The organism is Rhizobium sp. BK399 (genome assembly GCF_014194695.1).
In the GTDB taxonomy this organism is placed as follows: Bacteria; Pseudomonadota; Alphaproteobacteria; order Rhizobiales; family Rhizobiaceae; genus Rhizobium.
Map to the genome: position 1 here is coordinate 478,147 of NZ_JACIAH010000001.1, position 22,917 is coordinate 501,063.

20 protein-coding genes and 1 pseudogene are annotated in these 22,917 nt (G+C 61.2%); 13 read left to right on the forward strand and 8 right to left on the reverse strand.

The window, feature by feature from the left end; all coding sequences use genetic code 11:
- Positions 1 to 44: 44 nt before the first annotated feature.
- Positions 45 to 362 carry a TraR/DksA family transcriptional regulator gene (locus FHT97_RS02450; RefSeq protein ID WP_016553248.1) on the reverse strand — a complete coding sequence of 106 codons (318 nt, stop codon included), beginning with the start codon at positions 360 to 362 and terminating at the stop codon, positions 45 to 47.
- A gap of 36 nt (positions 363 to 398) precedes the next feature.
- The gene (locus FHT97_RS02455; RefSeq protein ID WP_183751897.1) at positions 399 to 815 is read right to left on the reverse strand and encodes a universal stress protein; all 417 of its coding nucleotides are present in this window, start codon (positions 813 to 815) and stop codon (positions 399 to 401) included.
- Between the two features lie 291 nt (positions 816 to 1,106).
- On the opposite strand from FHT97_RS02455, the gene FHT97_RS02460 reads away from it, so the two are divergent.
- The 3 genes from FHT97_RS02460 to FHT97_RS02470 all read left to right on the forward strand — a co-directional run bounded on the left by FHT97_RS02460 (position 1,107) and on the right by FHT97_RS02470 (position 4,669).
- Positions 1,107 to 1,967, forward strand: a complete 861-nt coding sequence (locus FHT97_RS02460; protein ID WP_183859668.1) for a VOC family protein — start codon at positions 1,107 to 1,109, stop codon at positions 1,965 to 1,967.
- A gap of 220 nt (positions 1,968 to 2,187) precedes the next feature.
- Positions 2,188 to 3,357, forward strand: coding sequence for an AI-2E family transporter (locus FHT97_RS02465; RefSeq protein ID WP_183859670.1), 1,170 nt, complete (start codon positions 2,188 to 2,190; stop codon positions 3,355 to 3,357).
- A 19-nt stretch (positions 3,358 to 3,376) separates the two neighbouring features.
- Positions 3,377 to 4,669 (forward strand): FAD-dependent oxidoreductase, encoded by a 1,293-nt coding sequence (locus FHT97_RS02470; protein ID WP_183859672.1) that lies wholly within the window; start codon positions 3,377 to 3,379, stop codon positions 4,667 to 4,669.
- Positions 4,670 to 4,715: 46 nt separating this feature from the next.
- Here FHT97_RS02470 and FHT97_RS02475 read toward each other — a convergent pair whose 3' ends face one another.
- Positions 4,716 to 5,525, reverse strand: a complete 810-nt coding sequence (locus tag FHT97_RS02475; protein WP_183859674.1) for a polysaccharide deacetylase family protein — start codon at positions 5,523 to 5,525, stop codon at positions 4,716 to 4,718.
- Between the two features lie 184 nt (positions 5,526 to 5,709).
- Complete coding sequence (locus tag FHT97_RS02480; RefSeq protein WP_183751907.1) at positions 5,710 to 6,099, reverse strand: DUF930 domain-containing protein; 390 nt, start codon at positions 6,097 to 6,099, stop codon at positions 5,710 to 5,712.
- Between the two features lie 236 nt (positions 6,100 to 6,335).
- Here FHT97_RS02480 and FHT97_RS02485 point away from each other — a divergent pair, with 236 nt between their 5' ends.
- Positions 6,336 to 8,444, forward strand: a complete 2,109-nt coding sequence (locus tag FHT97_RS02485) for a S9 family peptidase (RefSeq protein ID WP_183859676.1) — start codon at positions 6,336 to 6,338, stop codon at positions 8,442 to 8,444.
- Positions 8,445 to 8,460: 16 nt separating this feature from the next.
- Positions 8,461 to 8,985, forward strand: coding sequence for a DUF1697 domain-containing protein (locus FHT97_RS02490; RefSeq protein ID WP_183859678.1), 525 nt, complete (start codon positions 8,461 to 8,463; stop codon positions 8,983 to 8,985).
- A gap of 7 nt (positions 8,986 to 8,992) precedes the next feature.
- Here FHT97_RS02490 and FHT97_RS02495 read toward each other — a convergent pair whose 3' ends face one another.
- Positions 8,993 to 9,616: a TetR/AcrR family transcriptional regulator gene (locus FHT97_RS02495; RefSeq protein WP_183860725.1), complete on the reverse strand. Its 624-nt coding sequence runs from the start codon at positions 9,614 to 9,616 to the stop codon at positions 8,993 to 8,995.
- A gap of 216 nt (positions 9,617 to 9,832) precedes the next feature.
- Here FHT97_RS02495 and FHT97_RS02500 point away from each other — a divergent pair, with 216 nt between their 5' ends.
- Complete coding sequence (locus tag FHT97_RS02500) at positions 9,833 to 10,789, forward strand: homocysteine S-methyltransferase family protein (protein ID WP_183859680.1); 957 nt, start codon at positions 9,833 to 9,835, stop codon at positions 10,787 to 10,789.
- A gap of 3 nt (positions 10,790 to 10,792) precedes the next feature.
- On the opposite strand, the gene FHT97_RS02505 is transcribed toward FHT97_RS02500, so the two are convergent.
- On the reverse strand, positions 10,793 to 12,244 hold the full coding sequence (locus FHT97_RS02505) for a DHA2 family efflux MFS transporter permease subunit (RefSeq protein ID WP_183859682.1): 1,452 nt from the start codon (positions 12,242 to 12,244) through the stop codon (positions 10,793 to 10,795).
- A 250-nt stretch (positions 12,245 to 12,494) separates the two neighbouring features.
- Here FHT97_RS02505 and FHT97_RS02510 point away from each other — a divergent pair, with 250 nt between their 5' ends.
- From FHT97_RS02510 to FHT97_RS02520, 3 genes and pseudogenes are all read left to right on the forward strand, one after another.
- Positions 12,495 to 13,997 carry a protein adenylyltransferase SelO gene (locus FHT97_RS02510; protein WP_183859684.1) on the forward strand — a complete coding sequence of 501 codons (1,503 nt, stop codon included), beginning with the start codon at positions 12,495 to 12,497 and terminating at the stop codon, positions 13,995 to 13,997.
- Between the two features lie 81 nt (positions 13,998 to 14,078).
- Positions 14,079 to 14,694, forward strand: a pseudogene (locus tag FHT97_RS02515) (membrane-bound PQQ-dependent dehydrogenase, glucose/quinate/shikimate family); the annotation flags it as partial.
- 140 nt (positions 14,695 to 14,834) lie between these two features.
- Positions 14,835 to 15,290: a hypothetical protein gene (locus FHT97_RS02520; protein WP_183859686.1), complete on the forward strand. Its 456-nt coding sequence runs from the start codon at positions 14,835 to 14,837 to the stop codon at positions 15,288 to 15,290.
- A gap of 253 nt (positions 15,291 to 15,543) precedes the next feature.
- Here FHT97_RS02520 and FHT97_RS02525 read toward each other — a convergent pair whose 3' ends face one another.
- Positions 15,544 to 16,035: a GNAT family N-acetyltransferase gene (locus FHT97_RS02525; protein WP_183859688.1), complete on the reverse strand. Its 492-nt coding sequence runs from the start codon at positions 16,033 to 16,035 to the stop codon at positions 15,544 to 15,546.
- A 286-nt stretch (positions 16,036 to 16,321) separates the two neighbouring features.
- Between FHT97_RS02525 and FHT97_RS02530 the strand changes: the two genes are divergently transcribed.
- Positions 16,322 to 17,878: a DUF1254 domain-containing protein gene (locus FHT97_RS02530; RefSeq protein WP_183859690.1), complete on the forward strand. Its 1,557-nt coding sequence runs from the start codon at positions 16,322 to 16,324 to the stop codon at positions 17,876 to 17,878.
- A gap of 127 nt (positions 17,879 to 18,005) precedes the next feature.
- Here the strand turns inward: FHT97_RS02530 and FHT97_RS02535 are convergent, their stop codons facing one another.
- Positions 18,006 to 18,449: a cupin domain-containing protein gene (locus FHT97_RS02535; protein WP_183751925.1), complete on the reverse strand. Its 444-nt coding sequence runs from the start codon at positions 18,447 to 18,449 to the stop codon at positions 18,006 to 18,008.
- A gap of 69 nt (positions 18,450 to 18,518) precedes the next feature.
- On the opposite strand from FHT97_RS02535, the gene FHT97_RS02540 reads away from it, so the two are divergent.
- The 3 genes from FHT97_RS02540 to FHT97_RS02550 all read left to right on the forward strand — a co-directional run bounded on the left by FHT97_RS02540 (position 18,519) and on the right by FHT97_RS02550 (position 22,897).
- Positions 18,519 to 20,174, forward strand: a complete 1,656-nt coding sequence (locus FHT97_RS02540; protein WP_183859692.1) for a winged helix-turn-helix domain-containing protein — start codon at positions 18,519 to 18,521, stop codon at positions 20,172 to 20,174.
- A gap of 379 nt (positions 20,175 to 20,553) precedes the next feature.
- Positions 20,554 to 21,381: a dienelactone hydrolase family protein gene (locus FHT97_RS02545; RefSeq protein WP_246712544.1), complete on the forward strand. Its 828-nt coding sequence runs from the start codon at positions 20,554 to 20,556 to the stop codon at positions 21,379 to 21,381.
- A 406-nt stretch (positions 21,382 to 21,787) separates the two neighbouring features.
- On the forward strand, positions 21,788 to 22,897 hold the full coding sequence (locus tag FHT97_RS02550; RefSeq protein ID WP_183859694.1) for a sulfite oxidase: 1,110 nt from the start codon (positions 21,788 to 21,790) through the stop codon (positions 22,895 to 22,897).
- Positions 22,898 to 22,917: the final 20 nt, after the last annotated feature.

The window sequence follows — 22,917 nt, forward strand, 5'->3', positions numbered from 1 at the left end:
GGTAGTCCCAAAGACGGCCATCCCTTGACGACGTGGCAGACAAATCAGCTCATGCAATCCTCGCAAAGAGGGGCGTACGGCACCGCGCCGAGACGCTGTTTGGAAATCGGCTCGCCGCAGCGAACGCAGATGCCATACGTGCCTTTCGCGATCCGATCGAGGGCGGCGCCGATGGCGCGCAGCTCTTCCTGGCCGGCCTGCCCAAGCCCTTCCAGCACTTCGTCGTTCTCGCTCTCGGTCGCGCGGTCGTCGCTGTCCTGCTCCTTGGTGCGTCCGAGATCGACGTCGATGCGGGTCAGCCGCGATTCAAGCTCGCGCTGGCGGTCGCGTAGGATCGTCTCGTAGGTCTGCGTGTCAGTCATGGAAATTCCTCCATCGGTCCTGTGCCATCTTTCTCCTTAGCGCTGCCTGTCGACCAGCACAGAGCATTTGGCATGCCTGACGACACGGTCGGCGGTGGCGCCGATGAAGTAGTTGCTGAAGTCGGGGATATGCGAAGCGACGATGATGAGATCCGCATCATGCGCTTCTGCGGCGGCGAGGATGCTGTGCGCCGGGCGGCCATGACCGATTTCGATGGATGCAGGTATGCCGCTGGTGCGGATCAACATGCCAAGCTTTTCCTCGGCATCATCGATCGCGTTCTGGATCAGTTCAGCGGGCAAATCGATCGCAACATAGGTGGGAACGTCCTCGACGACGTTGAGCAAAACGATCTCGCCGCCCGTATCAAGGAGCGTGGATGCCTTGCGGAAAGCCCGCTCGCCACTGTCCAACGCGCCTATTTCGATCGGAACGATGATTTTCTTGTACATTCAGGCCCTCCAGCATAACCGTTTTCAACGGCCACATCCTCTCAGGAGATAAATAAGGCGCTTTGATCAAGATCAAGATCGCCGCGGATTTCGTCAACAATCGTCGAACGCTGAATCGCCAAAATAAGGACTTCTGTGAACAATTGGAATCCGCCATATAGAATTCAAGTACAGCGACCGGGGGGACTTCTGAGGAAAATGGACCGGCGCAAATTCCTTGGTTTCGCTACGGGCGGCGCTCTTGCCGCCACCGCCGGTACGCCTCGCCCATCCACGGCAGGAGATAGACACATGACCACCGAAACGTCCTACGCCCTGACACGCCCTGCCTATGTCGACCAGTCGCATCTCGTCGTCACCGACCTGCCGCTGGTTTCCAGCTTCTATCAGTCCATGCTCGGCCTTGATGTCATCGAGAAGAGTGCCAGCGGCGAAGTCCTCGGCGTCGATGGCACGCCGCTTCTGACGCTGACGACGGGCAAGGGTGTCCGCGTCGCGCCCCGCAATGCCGCGGGCCTCTTCCATACGGCCTTCCTGATGCCCAGCCGCACCGAGCTTGCACGCTGGCTACGCCACGCTGCACACCACAACGTCGTCCTGGAAGGTGCATCCGATCACCTCGTCAGCGAGGCAATCTACCTCTCCGACCCCGAGGGCAACGGCATCGAGATCTATGCCGACCGACCGCACGACGAGTGGAAGTTCCACCCGGATGGCCAAGTGGAAATGGCGACGCATCGACTGGATTTGCAGGCGCTTTACAACAGCGCGCCCGATGATGCCTGGAACGGCATGGCTGACGGCACCGCAATCGGCCACATCCACCTGCAGGTCGGCGACATTCCGGAAGCGGACGCCTTCTACCGGGATGTGCTCGGGCTGAAGCTGATGGCGCGTTATCCCGGCGCCAGCTTCTTTGCGACGGGCGACTATCACCACCACGTCGCTGCCAACATCTGGAACAGCCGCGGCGCCGGAACGCGCGCCGACCGCATGACCGGGCTTTCGGACTATACGCTTCGCTTCAACGACAAAGCCTCGCTCGACAAGGCCGTCGCAAAGCTCGACGAACTCGAGATCAAGAGCGAGAAGCGCAATGGCGGGACCTTCCTGCACGATCCCTGGGGCATCGGTCTGACACTGTCAGCCTGACGCGCGAACAGCAGCTGGAATTAAGCCGACCGACAGGGCCGCAACGGAGCCCGCCGCAAGCGATCCGAGAAGCGGCCCTGCCTCCCCGCCGAACATCCCCCAAGATGCAAAAAAGATGCGGCGATATCGGGGCAAGGCCAAGGGCTGCCCTACGGAACCTCAATCGCCTCTTGTGCGTTGTTTGCGCGAAGCATCAGGGCTTCCGGGGGATCGTATTTCCATGGGAATTGCCAACGGCATCCGCAAGAAGGCAAGCAAGATCGCAATGGGCGAGCGCCATGTCAGCGCTTGGGCCGAGAAACTGACGCAGGCGACAGAAGAGCTGCCACCGCAAGCGCCGGTCCGCCGCCTCGAAAAGGACGGTCTTGATATCAGCATGGCCTGGGCCGTGATCGGCATCTTCGGCGTGCTCGCCTTTTCGGCCATTTACATGATGTCGCTGATCCTCATTCCGGTAACGCTTGCCATCGTCGTCGGCATGATCCTCGGCCTGCTCGCGGAAAAGCTCAGCAAGCTCGGCGTGCCGCGCGTCACCAACGCGGTGATCCTGTCTACCGGTGTCGCGCTCGTCATCGCCCTCGTTGCCAATTCACTTTCCGGGCCGGTAGCGACGCTCGTCAACGAAGGGCCGGCCTTCGTCGAAAAGACCTTCAGTCGCCTGATGCCGTACCTCGAGCGGATCAAATGGCTGCACATCACGCCCGAAACCTTCCAGAGCGGGCCGATGTCGACCGACAAACTCCTGGAGAATACCGGCAACGTGCTGCACCTGGTCAGCGCCAATCTGACCCCCGCGCTTGTACAAGCGCTGATCTTTTTTGCCGCGCTTCTGCTCTTTCTGGCCGGGCGCATCACCCTGCGCAAATCGATCATCATGGTATTCCGGTCGCGGTCGCAGCGACTGGCGGCCATCCGCGTGATCAACGGCGTGGAACAGGTGCTCGGCTTCTACTTTGCGACGGCATCGTTGATCTACGCCTGCCTTGGCATCACGATGATGATCATCGCATACGTGGGGGGCCTGTCGGCTCCCGTGCTTTGGGGCTTCTTCGCCTTCCTGTCCAGTTTTGTCCCCTATCTCGGCATCACGATGATGACGCTGGCCGTCGCGATCGCCGGCATCATCACACACGACAGCCTTGTATTTGGCCTGATGCCGGCTGCGGCCTTCTTTATCGTGCACCTCGTCATGGAAAACCTGATTTTCCCGGCGGTGATGGGAAAACGATTGGAAATCAATCCCTTCGTCGTGTTCCTCGCAATTCTGTTCTGGACTTGGATGTGGGGCGCGGTTGGTGCTATGCTGGCGCTACCACTATCGCTGATTGTCATGACCATCATCGATGAACTTTTCATCGAAGAGAGACTGCAACCGCAATTGCCGAAATAATTGAGGTAAGACGCGTCAGATGGCAGAAATCGATCTTGCAGAGTCCCGCCAGAACCGGCTGAAGAGCGGCATCCCCCCTTGGAGCCACGCCGGGCCGAAACCCACCTACCAACCACTTCAGGACAATCTCAAAGTCGACGCCATGGTGATCGGCGGCGGGATTACCGGTGCGTTGATGGGCCAGCTCCTTTCGGAACGCGGCCTGTCCGTGGTCATCGTCGACCGCGAGACGCCCGGTCTCGGCAGTACGGTTGCGAGCACGGCCATGCTGCAATGGGAAACCGACCGGACGCTGGGCGAACTCGAGCACTTCTATGGCTTCGAGCGCGCCGTCGGTATCTACAGGCGCAGTGCCGCCTCGGTCGCCGGTCTCTCCAAACTGATCGTCGCCAACCGAATCGCCTGCAATTTGCTGCCGCGGCAATCGCTGTTTCTGACCAGCAACCAAGAAGGCGCTGGTGATCTGCTCCGGGAAGTCGAGCTTCGTCGCCGGGCGGGCCTGCCAAGCCGATATCTGGAGCACTGCGATCTCTTCACCGAGTTCGAGCTCGATCGCGATGCGGGCATCCTGTCGCGCGGCTCCGCGGAGGCCGATCCGCTGCTCCTGACCTGGGGGTTGCTGGACATTGCCGTGAAGCAGGGCGCACGTCTCATCGGAGCCTCGGCGACTAAGCTCCATTGCGAAGGCGGGCATGTGACGGCCGAGACCAAAGGCCCGTTCGTCATCGAAGCGGAAACGGCAGTGCTTGCCACCGGCTACGCCATGCCGGGCATCGACATGCCGAAACTGCACCGGACGACGTCGAGCTGGGCTCTGGCGACGATCCCACAAGATCCGGCAGCACTCTGGCGCGACCAAGTGCTGATCTGGGAAGACAGCCACCCCTATCTCTACATGCGGACGACGCCTGATGGGCGGATCATCGCCGGCGGCGAGGATGACGACACCGTCGATCCAGCCACCCGCGACGCCAAGCTTGCCGCAAAGGTCATGACGATCCGGGAAAAGATGAAACGGCTCTGGTCGAGGGCCGATACGAGCGTTGCGACGGCATGGTGCGGCACCTTCGGCGAGACGTCGGACGGACTGCCGCTGATCGGTCCGGTTCCCTCCATGCCGCAGGTCTATGCCGCCTATGGCTACGGCGGCAACGGTATCACCTTCTCCTATCTTGCAGCCCAGGTCATCGGTGCAATGATCGGCGGCGTATACCGCGACTGGTTCGATGATTTCGCCCTCGATCGCGACGCACCGGCGTTCCTTGAACGTCCGATCAAGACCGACGAGCGCCGGCAAAGTGCCGTGAATTAATTCGTTCTGTCCCGCAAGCCCTCGCCGGAGCTTTGTCCCGCCCGACTTACTGCGTTGTCTGGTCGTCGCCCATGTCCTCGACATCCTGCAGCCGGACGAATTCGACGCCCTTGGCCTTCAGGTCGAGGATCGCCTTGGCGACGCCCTCGCCGGCCGCGTGGGTCGGCTGGTTGATGTGGGAGATGACCACGTCGCCGTCCTTGGCCGACGCTATCCGCTTTTCCGTGACGTTAGCGCCGAGTAGCGAGCCACCGTCGCCGTTCACCGAGTAGCCGGCTATGCGGTATCCCATTTCCCGAATCTGCACGATCGAGGAACGGTCGTATTTGGCTGTCGAGCCGCGGAACCAATGCGGTGGAGCAATGCCGGCCGCGACCATTGCGTCGGCGCCGCCCTGCACTTCCTGGCGAACGGCCTCCGGCGAGCCGGCTGACGGAATGCCGTAAATCGATACCGGCTTATCGACCGCGGGAACATGGTTCTGGCCGTGGTTCTCGAGTTCGAAGAGATCGGGATTCTGCAGGAAGACCTGCAGTGCCTGCGGATTGTGCTTCAACCAGCGGGCGGTAACGAAGATCGTCGCCGGAATCCGCTCGCGCACCAGCACCGAGAGAATGCGGTCGTCGGCCTTGCCCATGCAGGCATCGAAGGTCAGCGCCACGCGTGGATGACCCTTGAGGCCCGAACTGGCGATGCGCAGATGCGGCTCCACCAGCCTCGGTCCGGCCGCCGTCCCTGGTGCCTGCACAACCTTCGAGGGCGTGGTGGCCGGAGCATCCTCAAGCGGAAGCGCCGCAGCTGCGGCTAGAGAGGCAGAGGCGATCAGCAACGCCGGAACGAGAAAAAGACGATTCATACCAAAGAGAAGCCGTTCGTGGTTCAAGCGCTGCATAATGCACGTGGCGTTCGGACGCCATGTGGTTTGATGCCGCTTGCGGCCGCTTCTGCGATTCGCCGTCGGCTTCACCCACAGAGCTGATGCCCGAGGACTAAGGCCTCACAAAGGCAACGCCTGCAACCCCTGCCGGCTTGGCCTCGGATCAATCATAGAGATAGTATTTTTCCCACTTTTCACGCGGGACCTTGTCGCCGATCTTGTAGGAAAGCTCGCGGACATTCATGTGCTGCGGACCGGTAATGCAGGTATAGGAAAGGTGATACCAGTCGCCCTTGCTGCGGAACACCGCGCCTGGCGCCTCCAGCTTGTCATCGCTGGGAACCGGATCCTTGAACGTGTAGGCAATGACTTTGTCGGGCTTGTAACCGGTCGCGTCCTTGTTGATTCGGCTCATCGCCTCGGTGTCGCAGCTCTGTTCGAGACGGGTCGCGGGATCGAGCTTTTCGAGTTGCTTCTTAATGGCGGGATCAACTGCGAAGGCCGGAACAGCAAGGCTAAATGCGGACAGAAGCAACACGAGACGTTTTGGCATTACGGTGGGATTCCTTTGCATTCTCATTCCGGAATCACCTGTGAAGAACCGAGGTTTTGACGGTCGAACAAGGTGCAAATTCCGGGCGACGTAGCGGACTTTCTTAAACAATATGGTGACATCAAGGCAACGTGAGTATTCCTTCGGTTTTGCCGCAGAGCTGTCTTCGGCGCTTGATCCGGCGCATGCGCGCCTCTATCTCTTGCCGACCTGACATCACGTTTCCGGAGCCTTCCTTGACCGTCTTCAAGAACCTGCCGAACCCGCCCGTCGCCGCCAAGAAGCCGATCTCGGATACGCGCCACGGCATCACGCGCACCGATGACTACGCCTGGCTGCGCGCCGACAACTGGCAGGCGATGTTCAAGGATCCGTCGATCCTCGACTCCGCGATCCGGCAACATCTGGAAGCCGAAAACGTCTACATGAACGCGGCGATGGAAGACACCAAGGCGCTGCAGAAGACGCTGTTTTCGGAGATGCGTGGGCGCATCAAGGAAGACGACAGCTCCGTGCCGATGAAGGACGGCGATTACGCCTACGGCACCTTCTTCGTCACCGGAGGCGAACAGCCTCGTTATTTCCGCATTCCGCGCAATGGCGACGTCAAGGACGAGACGATCCGCACCGTCCTGCTCGACGGCGACAAGGAGGCCGCCGGCAAGGCCTATTTCCGGCTTGCCGGCCTCGACCACTCGACCGACCACAGCCGCGGCATCTGGGGCTACGACGACAAGGGCTCCGAGTTCTATACGCTGCGCGTGCGCGATCTGGCGACCAGCGAGGATATGGCCGACGTGATCGAGAACACCGGCGGTGGCGGTGTCTGGGCGCCCGACGGCAAGAGCTTCTTCTACTCGGCGCTCGACGAGAACCACCGCCCCTCGAAGGTGTTCCACCACATTCTCGGCACGCCGCAAGGGCAAGACCGGTTGGTCTATGAGGAGAAGGATGCGGGCTTCTTCATGGGCGTCGGGGGTTCGCTGCTCGACGACTTCATCTACATCGACATCCACGATCACGAGACCTCGGAATACCGCCTGCTCTCTACCAAGGACCTGACGGCCGAGCCCAAACTGGTGGCCGAGCGCGAGGAAGGCATCGAATACTCGATGACGGAAGGCGGCGACGTCTTCTACATCCTGACGAACGACGGCGACGCCAAGGATTTCAAGATCATGGAAGCGCCGGTTGAAAACCCGGGCAAGGCGTACTGGCGCGAGGTCGTGCCGCACAAGCCGGGCACACTCATCATCAGCCACATGGCCTATGCCCGCCACCTGCTGTGGCTGGAGCGCAAGGACGGCCTGCCGCAGATCATGATCCGCGACCGCAAGACCGGCGAGGAACACGCGATCGCCTTTGCCGAGGAAGCCTATTCGCTCGGCCTGCAGGGTGCCGCGGAATACGAGAGCGACATCATCCGCTTCTCCTACTCCTCGATGACGACACCGAGCCAGCTTTATGACTACAACATGGTGACGCGCGAGCGCACGCTGTTGAAGACCCAGGAAGTGCCTTCCGGCCACAATCCGGATGACTACGTCACCCGCCGCGTCTTCGCGCCCGGCTGGGACGGCGTTGAGGTGCCGGTGACCCTGCTCTATCGCAAGGACACGCCGCTCGACGGTTCCGCGCCCTGCTTGCTCTACGGCTATGGCGCCTACGGCATCACCATTCCGGCCGGCTTCAACACCAACTGCTTGTCGCTTGCCGATCGCGGCTTCGTCTATGCCATCGCCCATATCCGCGGCGGCAAGGACAAGGGCTTTGCCTGGTACGAAGACGGCAAGATGGAAAAGAAGACCAACACCTTCAAGGACTTCATATCAGCCGCTGACTATCTGAATCAGCAGAAGTTCACCTCCTATGCCAACATCATCGCAGAGGGCGGCTCGGCAGGCGGCATGCTGATGGGCGCCGTTGCCAACATGGCGCCAGAAAAATTCGCCGGCCTGATCGCCGCCGTTCCTTTCGTGGATGTGCTGAACACCATGCTCGACGACACGCTGCCGCTGACTCCGCCGGAATGGCCGGAATGGGGCAACCCGATCGAGAGCAAGGAAGACTACGACCACATCGCCGCCTATTCGCCTTACGACAATGTCGGCGCGAAAGCCTATCCGCCGATCCTGGCGCTCGGTGGCCTCACCGATCCGCGCGTCACCTATTGGGAGCCGGCAAAGTGGGTTGCACGGCTGCGCGAAAAGACGACGGGCTCCGCGCCGATCCTGTTGAAGACCAACATGGATGCCGGCCACGGCGGCGCCTCGGGACGCTTCCAGCGTCTCGAGGAGATCGCCTTCGAATATGCCTTCGCGATCAAGGTCGCGGGCAAGATGTAACGGTTGGGAGGAGCCCGTGACGGTCTATGTGGCGCTCCTGAGGGCGATCAATGTCGGCGGCACGGGCAAGCTGCCCATGGCGGAGCTGAAGGCGGTCTGCGAAGGGCTCGGCTTCAGCGATGTGAAGACCTACATCCAGAGCGGCAACGTGCTGTTTCGCGCCGACGAAGCGGAAGCCGACGTCGAGCAAAAGCTGGACGACGCACTCGGAAAGTTGCTCGGCAAGGAACCCGGCGTGATGCTGCGCAGCCGCAAGGAACTGGAAGCGATCGCCGCCAACGCGCCCTTCCCTGACGCAAAGCCCAACTATCTCCTCGTAAGCTTCCTGCCGGAAGCAGCGCCCGATGACGCTCTGGACAGGATGGTCGCGCCCGATGGCGAAGAGGCGGTTGTCGCCGGGCGCGAAATCTACGTCCACTTCCCTATCGGTTCCGGCAAATCTAAGCTCAAGCTGCCGGCTTTGAAGCCGGGAACGACGCGCAACCTCAACACGGTGCGCAAGCTCGCCGAAATGGCTGGAGCAATGGAGGATGGGGGCTAGCGGCTGATCACTGGCGGACGATCGGCGGCTGAAACAGGAGCTTCACAAAGCTGCGCAGCACAAGGACCTGATCGGCGAGCCCCTGCGGTTCCTTCAGCGCCTTGGATAGCACGATGCCGCCTTCCAGCACCGTCGAGACCATGTCGGCCAGCTGGTCGATCTCGATCGGTTCGCGCGGAGCGTAGACCACCATGATCTCCTCGAACATGCCGCGGAAGCGCCGGCGCCAGGCGAGCACTGCCTGCTTGTTGGTTTCCTGGATGTCGCGGTCGAACAGGCGCTCATAGTAGCAGACGGTGGCGACGAGGCAGCCGGGGTGGCCGTTCGGAAGGTCTGACAACAGTTCTGCGAGCAGCTTCAGGCCGAGCAGGAAGGATTGCAGCGGATCGTCGGCGAGTTGGTGGGCGCGGCTGAAGATCTCGTCGTAGATGCGTTCGTCGTTTTCGATGTAGCGCTCGAGCAGCGCCTTGGCGAGCGCGTTCTTGTCCCGGAAATGGTAGAAGAAGCCGCTCTTGGTGATGCCTGTCTCGGCGATCAGCTCTTCGATCGAGGTGCCGCCGAAGCCCTTCTGCAGGACGGCGGCTTCGGCCACATCCAGGATGCGGGTTCTTGTCTCCTCTCCCTTGCGCATTAGATCCCCTGTACCGCCGGTACGGTTTTCGTCCGCCCGCTCTGATCTCGATGGAGGCCGTCTCATCAACCGCTCCACGGAAGCGGTTGAAAACAAAGGCAAACATCATGCGATGCCGAACTATACCGCAAGTCGGCTAGTTTCGCAGCCCGGAAGCGGAGAACTTGTTCATGAGAATTGCTCGCAAATAGAGGGCCCCGAAACAGGGGGATCGTCATGGCCAAGTACAGACATAGCCTGCCGCAGCTCAAGGGCGGCACATTCGTCACCGACGGCGGCATGGAAACGACCTTCATCTTTCACGACGGACTGCAGCTTCCGCATTTCGCGTCCTTCGTGATGATGGCGTCCGAAGAGGGCCGCGACCGGCTGCGCGCCTACTACCGCCGCTACCTCGACATTGCCCGCAAGCATGGCGCCGGCTTCATTCTCGACAGCCCGACATGGCGGGCGAGCCCGGATTGGGCGGAAAAGCTCGGCTACACGCCGGAGGCGCTGCATGACGCAAACGTTCAAAGCATTGCCCTGCTTGCAGGCCTGCGCGAGCGGCACGAGGAGCCGGGGCGGCCGATCGTGCTCAGCGGCGCCATGGGGCCACGCGGCGATGGGTACAAGGCCGGCCGGATGAATGCGACTGAGGCCGAGGACTATCACAGCGTCCAGATCGGCAGCTTTGCCGAGAGCGATGCGGACATGATATCCGCCGTCACGCTGAACAACATCGACGAGGCCATCGGCGTCGCGCGGGCCGCCGCTGCCCGGGATATGCCCTGCGCGATCTCCTTCACTGTCGAGACCGACGGCAAGCTGGTGACCGGCCGCAGCATGCAGGAGGCGATCGAGACGACGGATGCGGCGACCGGCGGCTCGGTGGCTTATTACATGATCAATTGCGCGCATCCGACGCACTTTGCCGAGGCGCTCGATCACCACGCCGAGTGGACGAAACGCATCCATGGACTACGCGCGAATGCCTCAAGCATGAGCCATGCAGAGCTCGACGAGAGCGAGACACTGGATGCGGGCGATCCCGTCTATCTCGGACAACGCTACCGGCAGCTGATGTGCAAGATGCCGCAGATCAGGATCGTCGGCGGCTGCTGCGGCACCGATCATCGGCATGTGGCCGCGATCTGCGACGCCTGCCTGCCGGCACTTCCGAGTGCCGCCTGACGGTCAGTGCTCGGAAGCGTGCGCGGCCTTGCCGGCATCATGGCCGCTGATATCGGCGCCGGCGCTTCTGGAGAAGCGCAGGTTCCAGAACGTCGCGGTGATCGAGATCGCGGTGACAAAGAGGAAGGCGGCGGAGAAATCGCGCAGCTGTGGCGTCTCGCTGCCGTTGAGCGTCATCGACGTGTGCAGCGCCAGCGCACCGACGCAGATGCCGAGCGACAGCATCAGCTGTTGGAACGTCGTGTAGAAGCTGGTGGCCGAGCTCATGCGGTCGCGGTCGATCTCGTCGTAGGCGACGGTGTTGTAGGCCGTGAACTGGAACGACATGAAGAAGCCGCACATGACGAGGATCGCGAAGATCAGGCCGAGCGGCCAGTCGGGCCGGAAGGCGGCACAGAGGGCATAGCCGAAGGTGGCGATGATGCCGTTCGCGACCAAGCTGCTGCGGAAGCCGAAGCGGCGCAGCACCCGGGGCGCTACGGCTTTCATCGCCATCGAGCCGAGGGCTGCGGCGGTGACGAGCTGACCGGCCTTGGCCGCGGACAGGCCGAAGCCAAGCTGGAAATAGAGCGGCAGCAGGAAGGGCTGCGCGCCCTGTGTGATGCGGGTCAGCGAACCGGCGATGACCGATGTGCCGAAGCTCGGCACCTTCATCAGCGAGAAATCCATGATCGGCGACGGATGGCGACGGGCGTGCCTGAGATAGGCGACGCCGAAGAGCAGACCGACGGCGATCAGGAACAGCGAGAACGCGCCCTCGCCCGGTCGGCTGGAGCTTTCGAAACCGAACAGCAGGGAGCCGAGCGCAATACCGGAGAGGATGAAACCAATCGTATCAAACCGGCGCTTCGCCTCGCCTTTGAAGTCTTCGATGAAGATCGAGACCAGCGTGAAGCCGATGATGCCGATCGGTACGTTGATGTAGAAGATCCAGCGCCAGTCGAGATAGGTGACGATCAGACCGCCGACCGGAGGGCCAAGGATCGGGCCGATCAGCGCCGGCACCAGCAGCCACGACATGGCGTTGACCATGTCCTTGCGGGAGACGCTGCGGAGCAGCACGAGGCGCCCGACCGGCAGCATCATCGCGCCGCCTAGCCCCTGCAGCAGTCGCGCCAGCACGAGACAGAGGAGGTTCGGTGACAGCGCGCAGAAGATGGAACCCGTGACGAAGACAGCGATCGCCGAGCGGAAGACGGTGCGCGAGCCGAAGCGATCGGCAATCAGGCCGCTTGCGGGAATGAAGATCGCGAGACTGAGGAGATACGAAGTCAGCGTGATACTCATCGACGGGGCGCTGACGCCGAAATCCCGCGCCATGGTCGGCAGCGCCGTTGCCAGGACGGTGGCGTCGAGTTGCTCCATGAACATGGCGCTCGCGACGATCATCGCTATCACGCGGAAGTTCGGCTTGGCGCGCCCGATGGCAGCCGCCTGGTAGATCTGATCCGACATCGTCAGGGATCACTCGCAGTGGCGTGGCCGGCGCGGAAGCGATGGCCGCGGTATGGTATGGCGTAATGCCAAAAGGGGATTAGAGATCTTTGTATACGCCCGCAAATGTGGCGTCGTTATGCTGATATGGCAGGGCAGCCGTGCCGCCAGGGAATGGCTGCGGTACTGGAGCGCCACACGACCAGCCGAAAGGCTCACGGGCAAGCGGCCTCAGCTTGCGTCATGCGCGCCCGAGCCCTACCTAAAGCTTATGACCTTAGCTTCGAACGCCTCCAGCTCCCGGCCCTTCTCCTTCGACAACAGCTATGCGCGGCTGCCGCAACAGTTCTTTACGCGCCAGGCTCCCTCGAAGGCCGCCGAGCCGTGGCTGATCAAGCTGAACGAGCCGCTTGCGGAAGAACTCGGCCTTGATGTCGAGGCGATGAAGCGTGACGGCGCGGCGATCTTCTCGGGCAACCTCGTGCCTGAAGGCGCCGATCCCTTGGCGATGGCCTATGCCGGGCACCAGTTCGGCTCCTTCGTGCCGTTGCTCGGCGACGGGCGGGCGATCCTGCTCGGCGAGGTGATCGATCGCAACGGCCAGCGTCGCGACATCCAGTTAAAGGGTGCCGGCCAGACGGCCTATTCCCGCCGCGGCGACGGCCGCGCCGCGCTTGGTCCGGTGCTTCGGGAGTATATCGTCAGCGAGGCAATGTATGCGCTCGGCATCCCGGCGACCCGGGCGCTTGCTGCGGTTTCGACCGGGCAACCCGTCTATCGCGAAAACATTCTGCCCGGCGCTGTGTTTACCCGTGTTGCCGCAAGCCATATCCGTGTCGGCACCTTCCAGTTCTTTGCTGCGCGCGGTGATACCGACGGCGTGCGGGCACTAGCCGACTATGTGATCAACCGGCACTATCCGGAACTTAGGGACAGAGACAATCCCTACCTCGCGCTCTACGAGGCCGTCTGCGAGCGACAGGCGGCGTTGATCGCCAGGTGGCTGCACATCGGCTTCATCCACGGCGTCATGAACACCGACAACATGACCATTTCGGGCGAGACGATCGATTTCGGCCCCTGCGCCTTCATTGATGAATACCATCCCGGCACCGTCTTTTCCTCGATCGACCAGGGTGGCCGCTATGCCTATGCCAATCAGCCCGGCATCGGCCAATGGAACCTGGCGCGGCTCGGCGAAACGCTGCTGCCGCTGTTCGATACGGATGCCGAAAAGGCGCTCGAACTCGCCAACGCGGTGATCCAGCAGTATGGCGAGCGTTTCCAGATCCATTGGCTGCGCGGCATGCGCGAGAAGATCGGCCTCGCGACCGTCGAGGATGGCGATCTGGAGCTCATCCAGTCGCTGCTTGCCGCGATGCAGGCGCAACAGGCCGACTTCACCCTCGCCTTCCGCCGTCTTTCCGACGCTGTCATTGCCGGTGATGGCGAGGCTTTGTTCCTCTCGGCCTTCCGCGAACCGGATGGCGCGCGCGAATGGCTTGGCCGCTGGCGCGACCGCCTGACCCGCGATGAGGGCCGGACCGAACCCGACCGTAGAGCGGCGATGCGCGCGGTCAATCCCGCCTTCGTTCCACGCAACCATCGCATCGAGCAGGCGATCAGCGCGGCCGTCGAGGAAGCGGATTTTTCGCTCTTCGAGGCACTCCTTGCGGTTCTCGCCAAGCCCTATGAGGACCAGCCCGCATTTGCGGCGTACATGGAGCCGCCGAAGCCGGAGGAACGTGTGCTGCAGACCTTCTGCGGCACGTGATCGGGTGAAACCCTCCCAAGCCTGACACCTATGGTCGCAGTTGACGCTGACTGCGGTCGCTCTATCTCGCTGATTAGCAGCGTTTTCCCGGCACCATCGGGCGCAATCCCCGAGGATCGCACGGCACCGACGCAGCCGATCTCCGACCTCACTTTCTCGCCACCGCCGCTGCAGGAGAAGGACATGTGGGGCTGACGCTGCTCGACCAGCTCGCCTGCCGCATCGATTTCCATCGATACAAGTACGAGGGCTGCTACACGCCGCCGTCACTGGTGGGGTCGATCATATATCCCGGTAATTTCGGCACCTTCAACTGGGGCAGCCTCGTGGTCGATCCCGAGCGGCAGATCATGTTCGGCATGCAGACCTATCTCGCCTTCGCCTCGCGACTGGTTCCGGCCGTACCCCGCCGAAGAGCAAGGATGAGAAGGGCAGCGAACAGGGCCTCAACCGCAACGACGGCGCTCCCTACGGCGTGTTCATGGGACCGTTCCTCGGACCGCTGAAGATCCCCTGCCAGGCACCGCCTTGGGGCTATGTCGCCGGCGTCGATCTCCTCACCAGCAAGACGGTCTACAAGCTGAAGAACGGCACGGTGCATGACATGACGCCGCTGCCGCTGCCCTTCAAGGTCGGCGTGCCCGGCATCGGCGGCCCGATGCTGACCAAGGGCGGCGTCGCCTTCCTCGGCGCCGCTGCTATGTGATCGGCTACGCGCTTCCCTGAAGCCCTGCCGGATGGCCGCCGTTGACGACGGCCATCCCAGTCCCGCTTCCGCAAGCTCCAGGCAGGACTGCTGCGCCATTCTCCTGCGCATTGTTTAAAGGAGAAATTTTCATGAAGATCGGCAGCAGCATTTCCAGCACCTACGGACTGAGCAACCTCTTTTCCCAGTCGGGCCAGCGCAACAAGCAACAGACCAGTGATACCGAGGTCAGCGTTCGCCAAAGCGGCGCGGCGCTGCAGCCAAGCAGCACGCCGACCTCGATCTCCAGCACGATGTGGGCGCTGCAGGCAAGCGGCACCGTGACCATGGACGGCACGGAAGATCCCGCGAAGGCACGCCATGACGCTGTTGTCTCCGAGTTTACCGATCTCGCCAACAAGACTCCGGCGGAGCGGATCCGCGACAGCATTCTCAAGAGTCTTGGGATCACCGAAGATGAGCTGGCGTCAATGCCGCCGGAACAGCGCGAGGCCATCGAAAAGCAGATTGCCGATGAGCTGAAGCGGCAGCTGACCGGCGATGACAGCAAGGACAAGCCGAGCGCCGATACAATTGTCAGCGCCTAGACCGTTCAGGGTCGAGAGGCGATCGACTCGGACGTAGCTTCGAGTTCCCTGTGCCGATCGCTTCGGCCTTGTCGAAAACACAGATGGCACATGCCGTGAAGGCGGCATTGGCCCGATGCAGACGTTGCCTTGCAACTTCGAGCCCAAAGCCCATCTGGGCGCCGGATCCCCTCTATTCAAGGTGCCTTACGTTGACGCGGGGGGGACGAGGGACACGGAATGTCTGCACCGCTGCTGAGGGAACTGTCCGCGATCACAGCCGCTTGGCCATCCAAAGGTGCGGCTGGCCCTCGTCCTGGTAATCGACATCGCTGATCCGCGTATAGCCCTGCTTGGCGTACAGATCGTGCGCGTACTCCTGGGCATGCAGCTTCACCAGTTTGGCGCCGACCTTGCGCGCCGCCTCGTCGCTCGCAGCGACGATGACACTCGCCAAGCCCCGGCGGCGAAACGCCGGCATCACGGCTACGCGGCCCAGCAGGTACGTCTCCCCTGCTGTCACGCCCTCGTCGAGGATGCATGTGGGCGACTGCGGGCTCTCGGGCGCAAGTGCTCGCTCCACTTGCTCGGGGAACAGGCGTGAGCAGCCGGCAAGCTCGCCATCGATATAGAGCGTCACGTGCACGCAGGCGGGGCTGTCGTCGATGCCGTCGAACTCATTCTCATAGCCCTGCTCGTCCATAAAGACAGCGCGTCGCACCGCAAAAGCATCGTCGCGCGCGTCGGTCTTGATCTGCGGAGACATACAGGGCCCTTTTCCACCGGTTCAGCTGCGCACGATTATATAGGCAGGCAAATCATGATTGTATCGTTTGGGCGCGCCTAGTCACTTCGTATTTGTCCGCGTCTGGCGCAAGGGCGGTCGAGCGAAGAGGGGCAGCTGGCGGCCCAAAGGAGCCATGAAATCCGGGCCGATATGCCGGCAACAGATATAACATTTACCGTAACGTACTTACCGGTGCTTGAAAGGAATGGTGTGCTCGGTCGGCGAGCATTGTTGCCGTTCGCCTTCGAATTGACCGGAGCCCATCATGAGCAGGACACCAGATAGCCTACTACAAGTCACCCGCCGAAACGCCATGAAGAGCAGTATTGGAGCGGCGGCACTAGCTGCCCTGGGGACGCGGGTGGCAGCACCGGTGGCCTTCGCAGCAGCACCCATCATCGCCACAGCAGAAAGCGTCCAAGCTCAGTCGGTTGGCGCGGCTCCCGATATCACCATGCCAGCCACCGGGGTTCTGATGCAGCCGGGGTACGCCAAGACCATTGCGCAGATGGCATATGTCTGGGGTTGGCCGATGGTCAACATGCTGAACCGCAATGCCAAGATCACGCAGGCTCCATATCCGGGCCTGTTGGGCGGCATCCTGCCAGCCGCTCCGCGCGGACAGGTGGGCATGCTTCACGACTACATCGAACCGTCCGAAACCTTTGTCACGTGCCCCAATCAGGATGTCGTCTATGGCCTCGGCTTCTTTTCGCTCGACGATGAGCCGGTGGTCGCACAGGTACCTGACTTTGGAGACCGCTTCTGGGTCTACGCCCTGTACGACCACCGCACCGACCAGTTCGGTCATGTCGGCAAACCATATGGAACGAAACCGGGATTTTATCTGCTGGTCGGCCCTAGATGGAACGGCCTGAAGCCGAATGGAATTACTGACATCATCCGTTGCCCGACAGCACTGGCAAACGCCATACCGCGTATCTTCCAGGACGATACGCCCGAGGACAAGAAAGCGATCCAGTCAGCAATCGACCAGGTCGTATTCTATCCGCTGAAGGACTTCAGCGGCGAGATGAAAACGATCAAATGGGCCTCAGCCAAGGAAATTCCCGTGCCGCAGTCGTCCGACCCTGATGGCGGTGGTGGGGAGACGAAATGGGTCATTCCGGAAAAGTTTTTCGATCAATTTGGCGAAGTCCTTGCCAAGGTCGATCCTCTTCCGGGCGAAGAGGCGATGTACGGCCAGTTCCGGCTACTGCTTGATACAGCGGACAAGGATGCGGACCTAAAGAAACTGCTCGTGGAGACAGCCGTTGAGACCGAGAAAAATGTCATTGGCCCATTCTTCGAATGGAAGCACAATGGCCGACCGGCAGGCAACGGATGGAACCGTTCGACCAACAATGCGCAATTCGGTCTCGACTACTTCAACAGGACCGGAACGTCGAAGTCGAACATGTTCGACAACCGGCCAAGCGAGACGCAGTATTTCTACACCGACTATGACGCTGCCGGTAAACAGCTCTCCGGGAACGGCAGTTATTCCGTCACCTTCGCGAAGGGACAGGAACCTCCGGTCAATGGCTTCTGGTCGCTGACGCTCTACAACGACAAGCATCTGTTCCATGCAAATGATCTCAAGCGGTATTCTCTCGGCACCAAGAACAAGAACCTTAAGCGAAACAGCGACGGTTCGCTCACGCTCCACGTTGGTGCGAAGTCTCCAGGCAAGGACAAGGAAACCAACTGGCTCCCGGCACCGGACGGAAGGTTCTCGCTCTACATCCGCGCCTATTGGGGCAAGGAAGGCATTTTGGACGGTTCATGGCAACCGCCAAAGATCGAAGCAGTGAAGACCTGATAGCCCGCCTTTAGGCGGTGTGGCGGTACCACTGGTGCCTGCCCCTTAGGCTTCGCAAATGACCGCTTTTGGCGCTTAGCCACCGTCCGCCAATGTCGGCCTTCGGCCCCAAGCAGTCTTCCGTCTGTCATGGCACTCGGGAATCCATTTCAGGATAAAGAACAACGCTCTCCTGCGCAGTTGGTTCGTTGCGCGCCCCGACAAATACGGCTGGTTCGGCTCCCCGATTGACGGCCACGTGCAAAACGTTGGCGGGGATGTATAGATAATCTCCGGGGTGCATCAGATCCCTATGCTGTAGTTCATCGCCACTCCATAGCTCCAACTCTTCACCGCTCAACATGTAGAAAGCACTCTCGTGGCGCTCATGCACATGCGCCTTGGTGCGTCTCCCAGGCGGGATCGTAGCGATCCCGAGCCACAATGCGGCTGAGCCAACTGACTCCGCACTAATGCCGGGCAGGTAATCAGGCCCCTGTTCAGCTTGGTATCCCGCGTCCCCTTTGGATATCGAGGCCTTGCCCCGCGAGAAGCCCAGACTTGCATCGGTTCGTTCTTTTGAAATCGTCATTTTGATCTCCTCTGTGCTAGCTTGGCGACCTAGGCAAAAGCATCACAAGAAGACCGACTGGAGTCCTTAATGGGAGGCCAAAAAGTCCCGAATTCTTCTGAAGAAACCGTGGCCGCTAGCGTCGTGCCGCAACTGTTCGCGTTCGGGGCGTTCATCCTCGACATGCAGCGCGGCGCACTGACTTGCGAAGGACGGCGGGTGGCAATTGGCCATAAGGGCTTGTTGCTGCTGCACGCGCTCGTGCGGGCCTCGACGCAGGTCGTGAGCAAGTCCGCACTGATGGAAGCTGCCTGGTCCACCGCGATCATCGAGGAGAGCAATCTCTCGGTTCAGATCTCGGCCTTACGCAAGATGCTGGGTCCCCAACCAGAGGGGAACGAGTGGATCGCCACCGTGCCTCGTGTGGGGTATCGTTTTGCCGGCCGGGTCAATAGCCTGCATCCTGCTGCCGTTGATACGCCCGCGGCGTTGCCCGGTTCGCCCGCGAACCCCGGCAGACCATCGATCGTGGTTCTACCGTTTGCCAATTTGAGCAATGACAAGCAGCAGGCGTATCTGGTGGATGGCATCACCGAAGATGTGATCACTGCGCTCACGAGATTTCGATGGTTTCGGGTAATCGGGCGCAATTCAAGTTTTGTCTACAGGGACAAGTCGGTCAGCGCCAAGCAGGTGGGCCAGGAACTGGGTGTCGGTTATGTGCTCGAAGGAAGTGTGCGCCGCTCGGGCAGTCGCCTTCGGGTCTCCGCTCAACTGGTCGAGACCACTTCGGCCAGTGAAGTCTGGGCCGAACGGTATGACGTGGAACTGGAAGAGGCATTCGCCGTTCAAGACGCCATCGCGGAGAGGATCGCGGGTGCGATTGAGCCAGAACTGCTGAAGACGGCGTCACTTCCCGCGGCAGCGCGGCACACGGGAAATATGACGGCGTGGGAGATAGTGCGGCAGGGGACCTGGCATTTCCACCGCGTTGGCCAGGAGACCCACCTAATGGCACGAGAGCTATTCAGGGAGGCGTGCCGGCTCGACCCCGAACTTGCCGAAGCCCATCTCTGGCTTGGTCGGGTGAGCGCAGGCATCGTCGCCTATGGATGGAGCGAGCGTCCTTCCGAAGACATCAGGGAAGGGTTGGATGCCGCCTTGGCGGCAGTTCGGCTCGACGAAAAGAACCCATACACACACTACGCGTTGGCGATCTGCAGCGCGTACGCGAATGCACCCGAACAGGCGGTCCTTGCCGCCGAAAGGGCGATCGAGATCAGCCCGAGTTTCGCCCTTGGCCACCTTGTCTTGGGAATGGCGGAGCTCTTTAGGGGTAGTGCATCCAGTGCCATAGCGCCACTGGAACACGGCCTCATGTTGAATGCCAATGACCCACAGAACTTCGTTTGGCTGAACTTTCTGGCGCTGGCCCACTTGTTTGCCGGCGACGGAGCCAACGCCCTAGCTGCCGCCGTGAGAGCCCAAAAGGTGCGCCCTGCATGGCGGCCGGTCCAAGAAACGCTGGCCTGCTGCTATGCGACCGTCGGGCGTCTTACAGAGGCTCGAACATCGCGCGAATTGATGAGCGAAATGGAGAACCCGCCAGGCGATGCTTTAGAGCCGCTGAGACAGCGGAATCCGCATTGGCAGCAACGATTGGCAGAATTGTTGGCGCAAATCCCGAGTAACCCTCTTCCGACAGGGGCCGCGCAAAAGGCGCTGCGGCAACCGACGCTCGACTAGGCCGTTCCAGATACTGCTGTCCGCAATTGGCGCGAAGCGGCCAAGACTGTTGTCTTGCCCGTCGCAACCAACGCAACCGGCTCGCTTAACGATATTCTGCGGCCGGCTATTCCGGCTTCCGGTTCATCTGCGATCCCGACGGCATCACCCGGGCTTCGCCTATCCAGTTGCGTGAACACCTCGTCGAACCCAAACCGCGGGCTCCAGTTCAACTCGCGGATGGCCGCGGCGGCACAATCCTTAGACCGCGGCGTCCCTATGCAGCCATTTCGCGAAATCGAATTCGCTCGATCAAGGTTCGAGCCCTACCCCTCCGCTGCAGGTTTCTGCACTCGGAGAGTTGCGCTAATATGTCTTGCCCCAGCGGAGATCGACGTCGTTGGACTTCCTTGCACACATGAAGCGTCGGGTATTTCTTGTTGATACGGTGGAATGCTTGGCCGGAGTGGCAGCCGTAGCAACGCTGCCCGCGTGCCTTGCGTCCGAATATGCAAATGCGGCTCAAGTCGCCAATGACGACCCGCGATTGCGCACCGAAAGGGTGGCTCTCGATACGGCTTGGGGCAAACTTGAATGCTATCTTGCCCGCCCGGACAGCACCAAGCTTCACCCCGGTGTGGTGGTGGTTCATGACAAGTTGGGTCTGACGCCGCATTTCGAGGAGGTCACAAGGCGCCTGGCCCTTGAGGGATTTGTCGCATTGGCGCCTGACTATGCTTCGCGTTTTGGTGGGACGCCGGCCGAAGGCGGGCCTGCCCTCGAAACGGTGGGAATGGAGACAAGATCAGACATGGCTGCCGATACCCAGGTAGCCTTGGTCTGGCTAAAATCCGACGGCGTGAGCAACGGGAAGATTGGCGCAGTCGGTTTTGGATTGGGCGCGACTGCGATAGACGACCTGGTCACCAAAGGGACTGATCTCAGTGGCGCGGTTATCTTCTATGGGCACCCGCCGTCGGTTGCCGATGTGGGCCCTATCAAGACGCCACTCCTGCTCAACCTGGCTGGCAAAGACCCTTTCGTAGATCCCGAGATTCCGGCGTTTGTCGACGTGGTGAAAAAGACTGGCGTAAGGGCCGAGATTTTCACCTACGAGAACACGGAGCGCGCTTTTGATGACGACAGCAACAGCGCGCACTACTCAGCCGAAGCAGCGAAGCTAGCCTGGTCGCGCACGATTGAGTTCCTAAAGGCGACTTTAGGTTAGGTCGCCGCACCTTGGTCGGATTTCGCCGAACGTGACGATTGATCGTGGCCGTGTTGCGCATGTTGGGCCGCTCCGGCATTATTCCAAAAGGCCCGCAAAAGGCGTGGTCCGGTCATTTTGCGCCCGAAAGGCTTCACCAACTGATTCAGATCGATGCGACGGAACTTCACGTTTCCGTCGCATCTCTTTGCTGACAGTGATCGCGTGAGTATGGCGATAGAGATGACAAAAGGACTGCTGTTTGCTGCCCTTTGCTGCCGTTCGAGAACGACCCGAGGAACGTGCCGCGTGCTAGAATGGGCCCGAAGACGGAATGCGACACATGCACTGCGAGGGCCAGTGTGATCGAACCGCAATTCGCGCGACCGAGGAGCCGACGTTGTGCTCTTGGAAGGAGACGAGGACGATGCCGACACCACAGCAACCCAGTCTAATAGTTCGACAGAAATCCCCACAGAACATCGAGTTTCCGTTTGCGTCGCTCTCCGATTGGCTGATCCCAACCGAGCTGTTCTTCGTGCGAAACCATTTCCCGTCGCCCGACCTCGATGCGCGAGACTGGAGATTGCGCGTTGACGGGGCGGTGGAGCGGCCGCTCGAACTTGACCTCGATACCATCAAGGCGATGCAGAGCACGACTTTCACCGCCGTCGTCGAATGCGCAGGAAACGGGCGCGTCTACTATGTGCCTCCGAGGGAAGGGTTGCAGTGGCAGAATGGAGCCGTCGGCAATGCCGCGTGGACAGGTGTTCTTCTGCGCGAGATTTTGGAAATGGCGGGCGTCAAGCGAACCGCGTGTGAGGTTCTGCTCGCGGGCGCCGACAGCGGCGTCGTCGACGCGAACAAGAAAACGGCTTCTCCCGGCCCCATCGCTTTTGCACGCAGTTTACCACTTGAGAAGGCCATCGCTGACAGCACGATGCTTGCCTATTCGATGAACGGGGAGCCGTTGACGCGCGATCACGGCTACCCGCTACGCGCGGTCGTGGGTGGCTGGTTCGGCATGGCTTGGGTCAAGTGGATCACGCATATCACGGTTGTGGAGCAACCGTTCCTTGGCTACTGGCAGGCGCGCGACTATTTCCGTTGGGAGCGCAGCCTCGGGGAACCCAGGCTGGTTCCCCTTGCGGAGATGGAGGTCAAAGCGCAGATCGCGCGTCCGGTACAGGGGGCGCGTCTTATCGTCGGCCAACCGTACCGGATTTTTGGAGCCGCCTGGAGCGGAGAGGCTGCGATCCGGCAGGTGCAGGTCTGCACCGGAGATGGCAGGGGCTGGCGCGAAGCAAGGCTCCTCGAAACAGACCGTCCGTTTGCATGGCGCTTGTGGGAATACATGTGGACCCCTGAAGAAGTGGGGCAATATATACTGCGATGTCGTGCGACCGACGGGGCGGGGTGCATGCAGCCCGACCTCCAGCGTTCCGACTGCGAGAGCTACGTGGCCAATTGGATCATTCCGGTGGAGGTTACGGTCGTTCCCGAGCCACAGACATACGCGGAGGAATTCGTGATCTAATCACCCGCATGGGCGAAATG

What these genes read in the sequence shown, in the direction of transcription:
- FHT97_RS02540 (WP_183859692.1), top strand. Translation starts at nt 18,519, where the DNA reads ATGGGAGGCCAAAAAGTCCCGAATTCTTCTGAAGAAACCGTGGCCGCT.
- FHT97_RS02520 (WP_183859686.1), top strand. Translation starts at nt 14,835, where the DNA reads ATGAAGATCGGCAGCAGCATTTCCAGCACCTACGGACTGAGCAACCTC.
- FHT97_RS02525 (WP_183859688.1), bottom strand. Translation starts at nt 16,035, where the DNA reads ATGTCTCCGCAGATCAAGACCGACGCGCGCGACGATGCTTTTGCGGTG.
- FHT97_RS02465 (WP_183859670.1), top strand. Translation starts at nt 2,188, where the DNA reads ATGGGAATTGCCAACGGCATCCGCAAGAAGGCAAGCAAGATCGCAATG.
- FHT97_RS02530 (WP_183859690.1), top strand. Translation starts at nt 16,322, where the DNA reads ATGAGCAGGACACCAGATAGCCTACTACAAGTCACCCGCCGAAACGCC.
- FHT97_RS02450 (WP_016553248.1), bottom strand. Translation starts at nt 362, where the DNA reads ATGACTGACACGCAGACCTACGAGACGATCCTACGCGACCGCCAGCGC.
- FHT97_RS02500 (WP_183859680.1), top strand. Translation starts at nt 9,833, where the DNA reads ATGGCCAAGTACAGACATAGCCTGCCGCAGCTCAAGGGCGGCACATTC.
- FHT97_RS02535 (WP_183751925.1), bottom strand. Translation starts at nt 18,449, where the DNA reads ATGACGATTTCAAAAGAACGAACCGATGCAAGTCTGGGCTTCTCGCGG.
- FHT97_RS02470 (WP_183859672.1), top strand. Translation starts at nt 3,377, where the DNA reads ATGGCAGAAATCGATCTTGCAGAGTCCCGCCAGAACCGGCTGAAGAGC.
- FHT97_RS02510 (WP_183859684.1), top strand. Translation starts at nt 12,495, where the DNA reads ATGACCTTAGCTTCGAACGCCTCCAGCTCCCGGCCCTTCTCCTTCGAC.
- FHT97_RS02460 (WP_183859668.1), top strand. Translation starts at nt 1,107, where the DNA reads ATGACCACCGAAACGTCCTACGCCCTGACACGCCCTGCCTATGTCGAC.
- FHT97_RS02495 (WP_183860725.1), bottom strand. Translation starts at nt 9,616, where the DNA reads ATGCGCAAGGGAGAGGAGACAAGAACCCGCATCCTGGATGTGGCCGAA.
- FHT97_RS02475 (WP_183859674.1), bottom strand. Translation starts at nt 5,525, where the DNA reads ATGAATCGTCTTTTTCTCGTTCCGGCGTTGCTGATCGCCTCTGCCTCT.
- FHT97_RS02505 (WP_183859682.1), bottom strand. Translation starts at nt 12,244, where the DNA reads ATGTCGGATCAGATCTACCAGGCGGCTGCCATCGGGCGCGCCAAGCCG.
- FHT97_RS02455 (WP_183751897.1), bottom strand. Translation starts at nt 815, where the DNA reads ATGTACAAGAAAATCATCGTTCCGATCGAAATAGGCGCGTTGGACAGT.
- FHT97_RS02550 (WP_183859694.1), top strand. Translation starts at nt 21,788, where the DNA reads ATGCCGACACCACAGCAACCCAGTCTAATAGTTCGACAGAAATCCCCA.
- FHT97_RS02480 (WP_183751907.1), bottom strand. Translation starts at nt 6,099, where the DNA reads ATGCCAAAACGTCTCGTGTTGCTTCTGTCCGCATTTAGCCTTGCTGTT.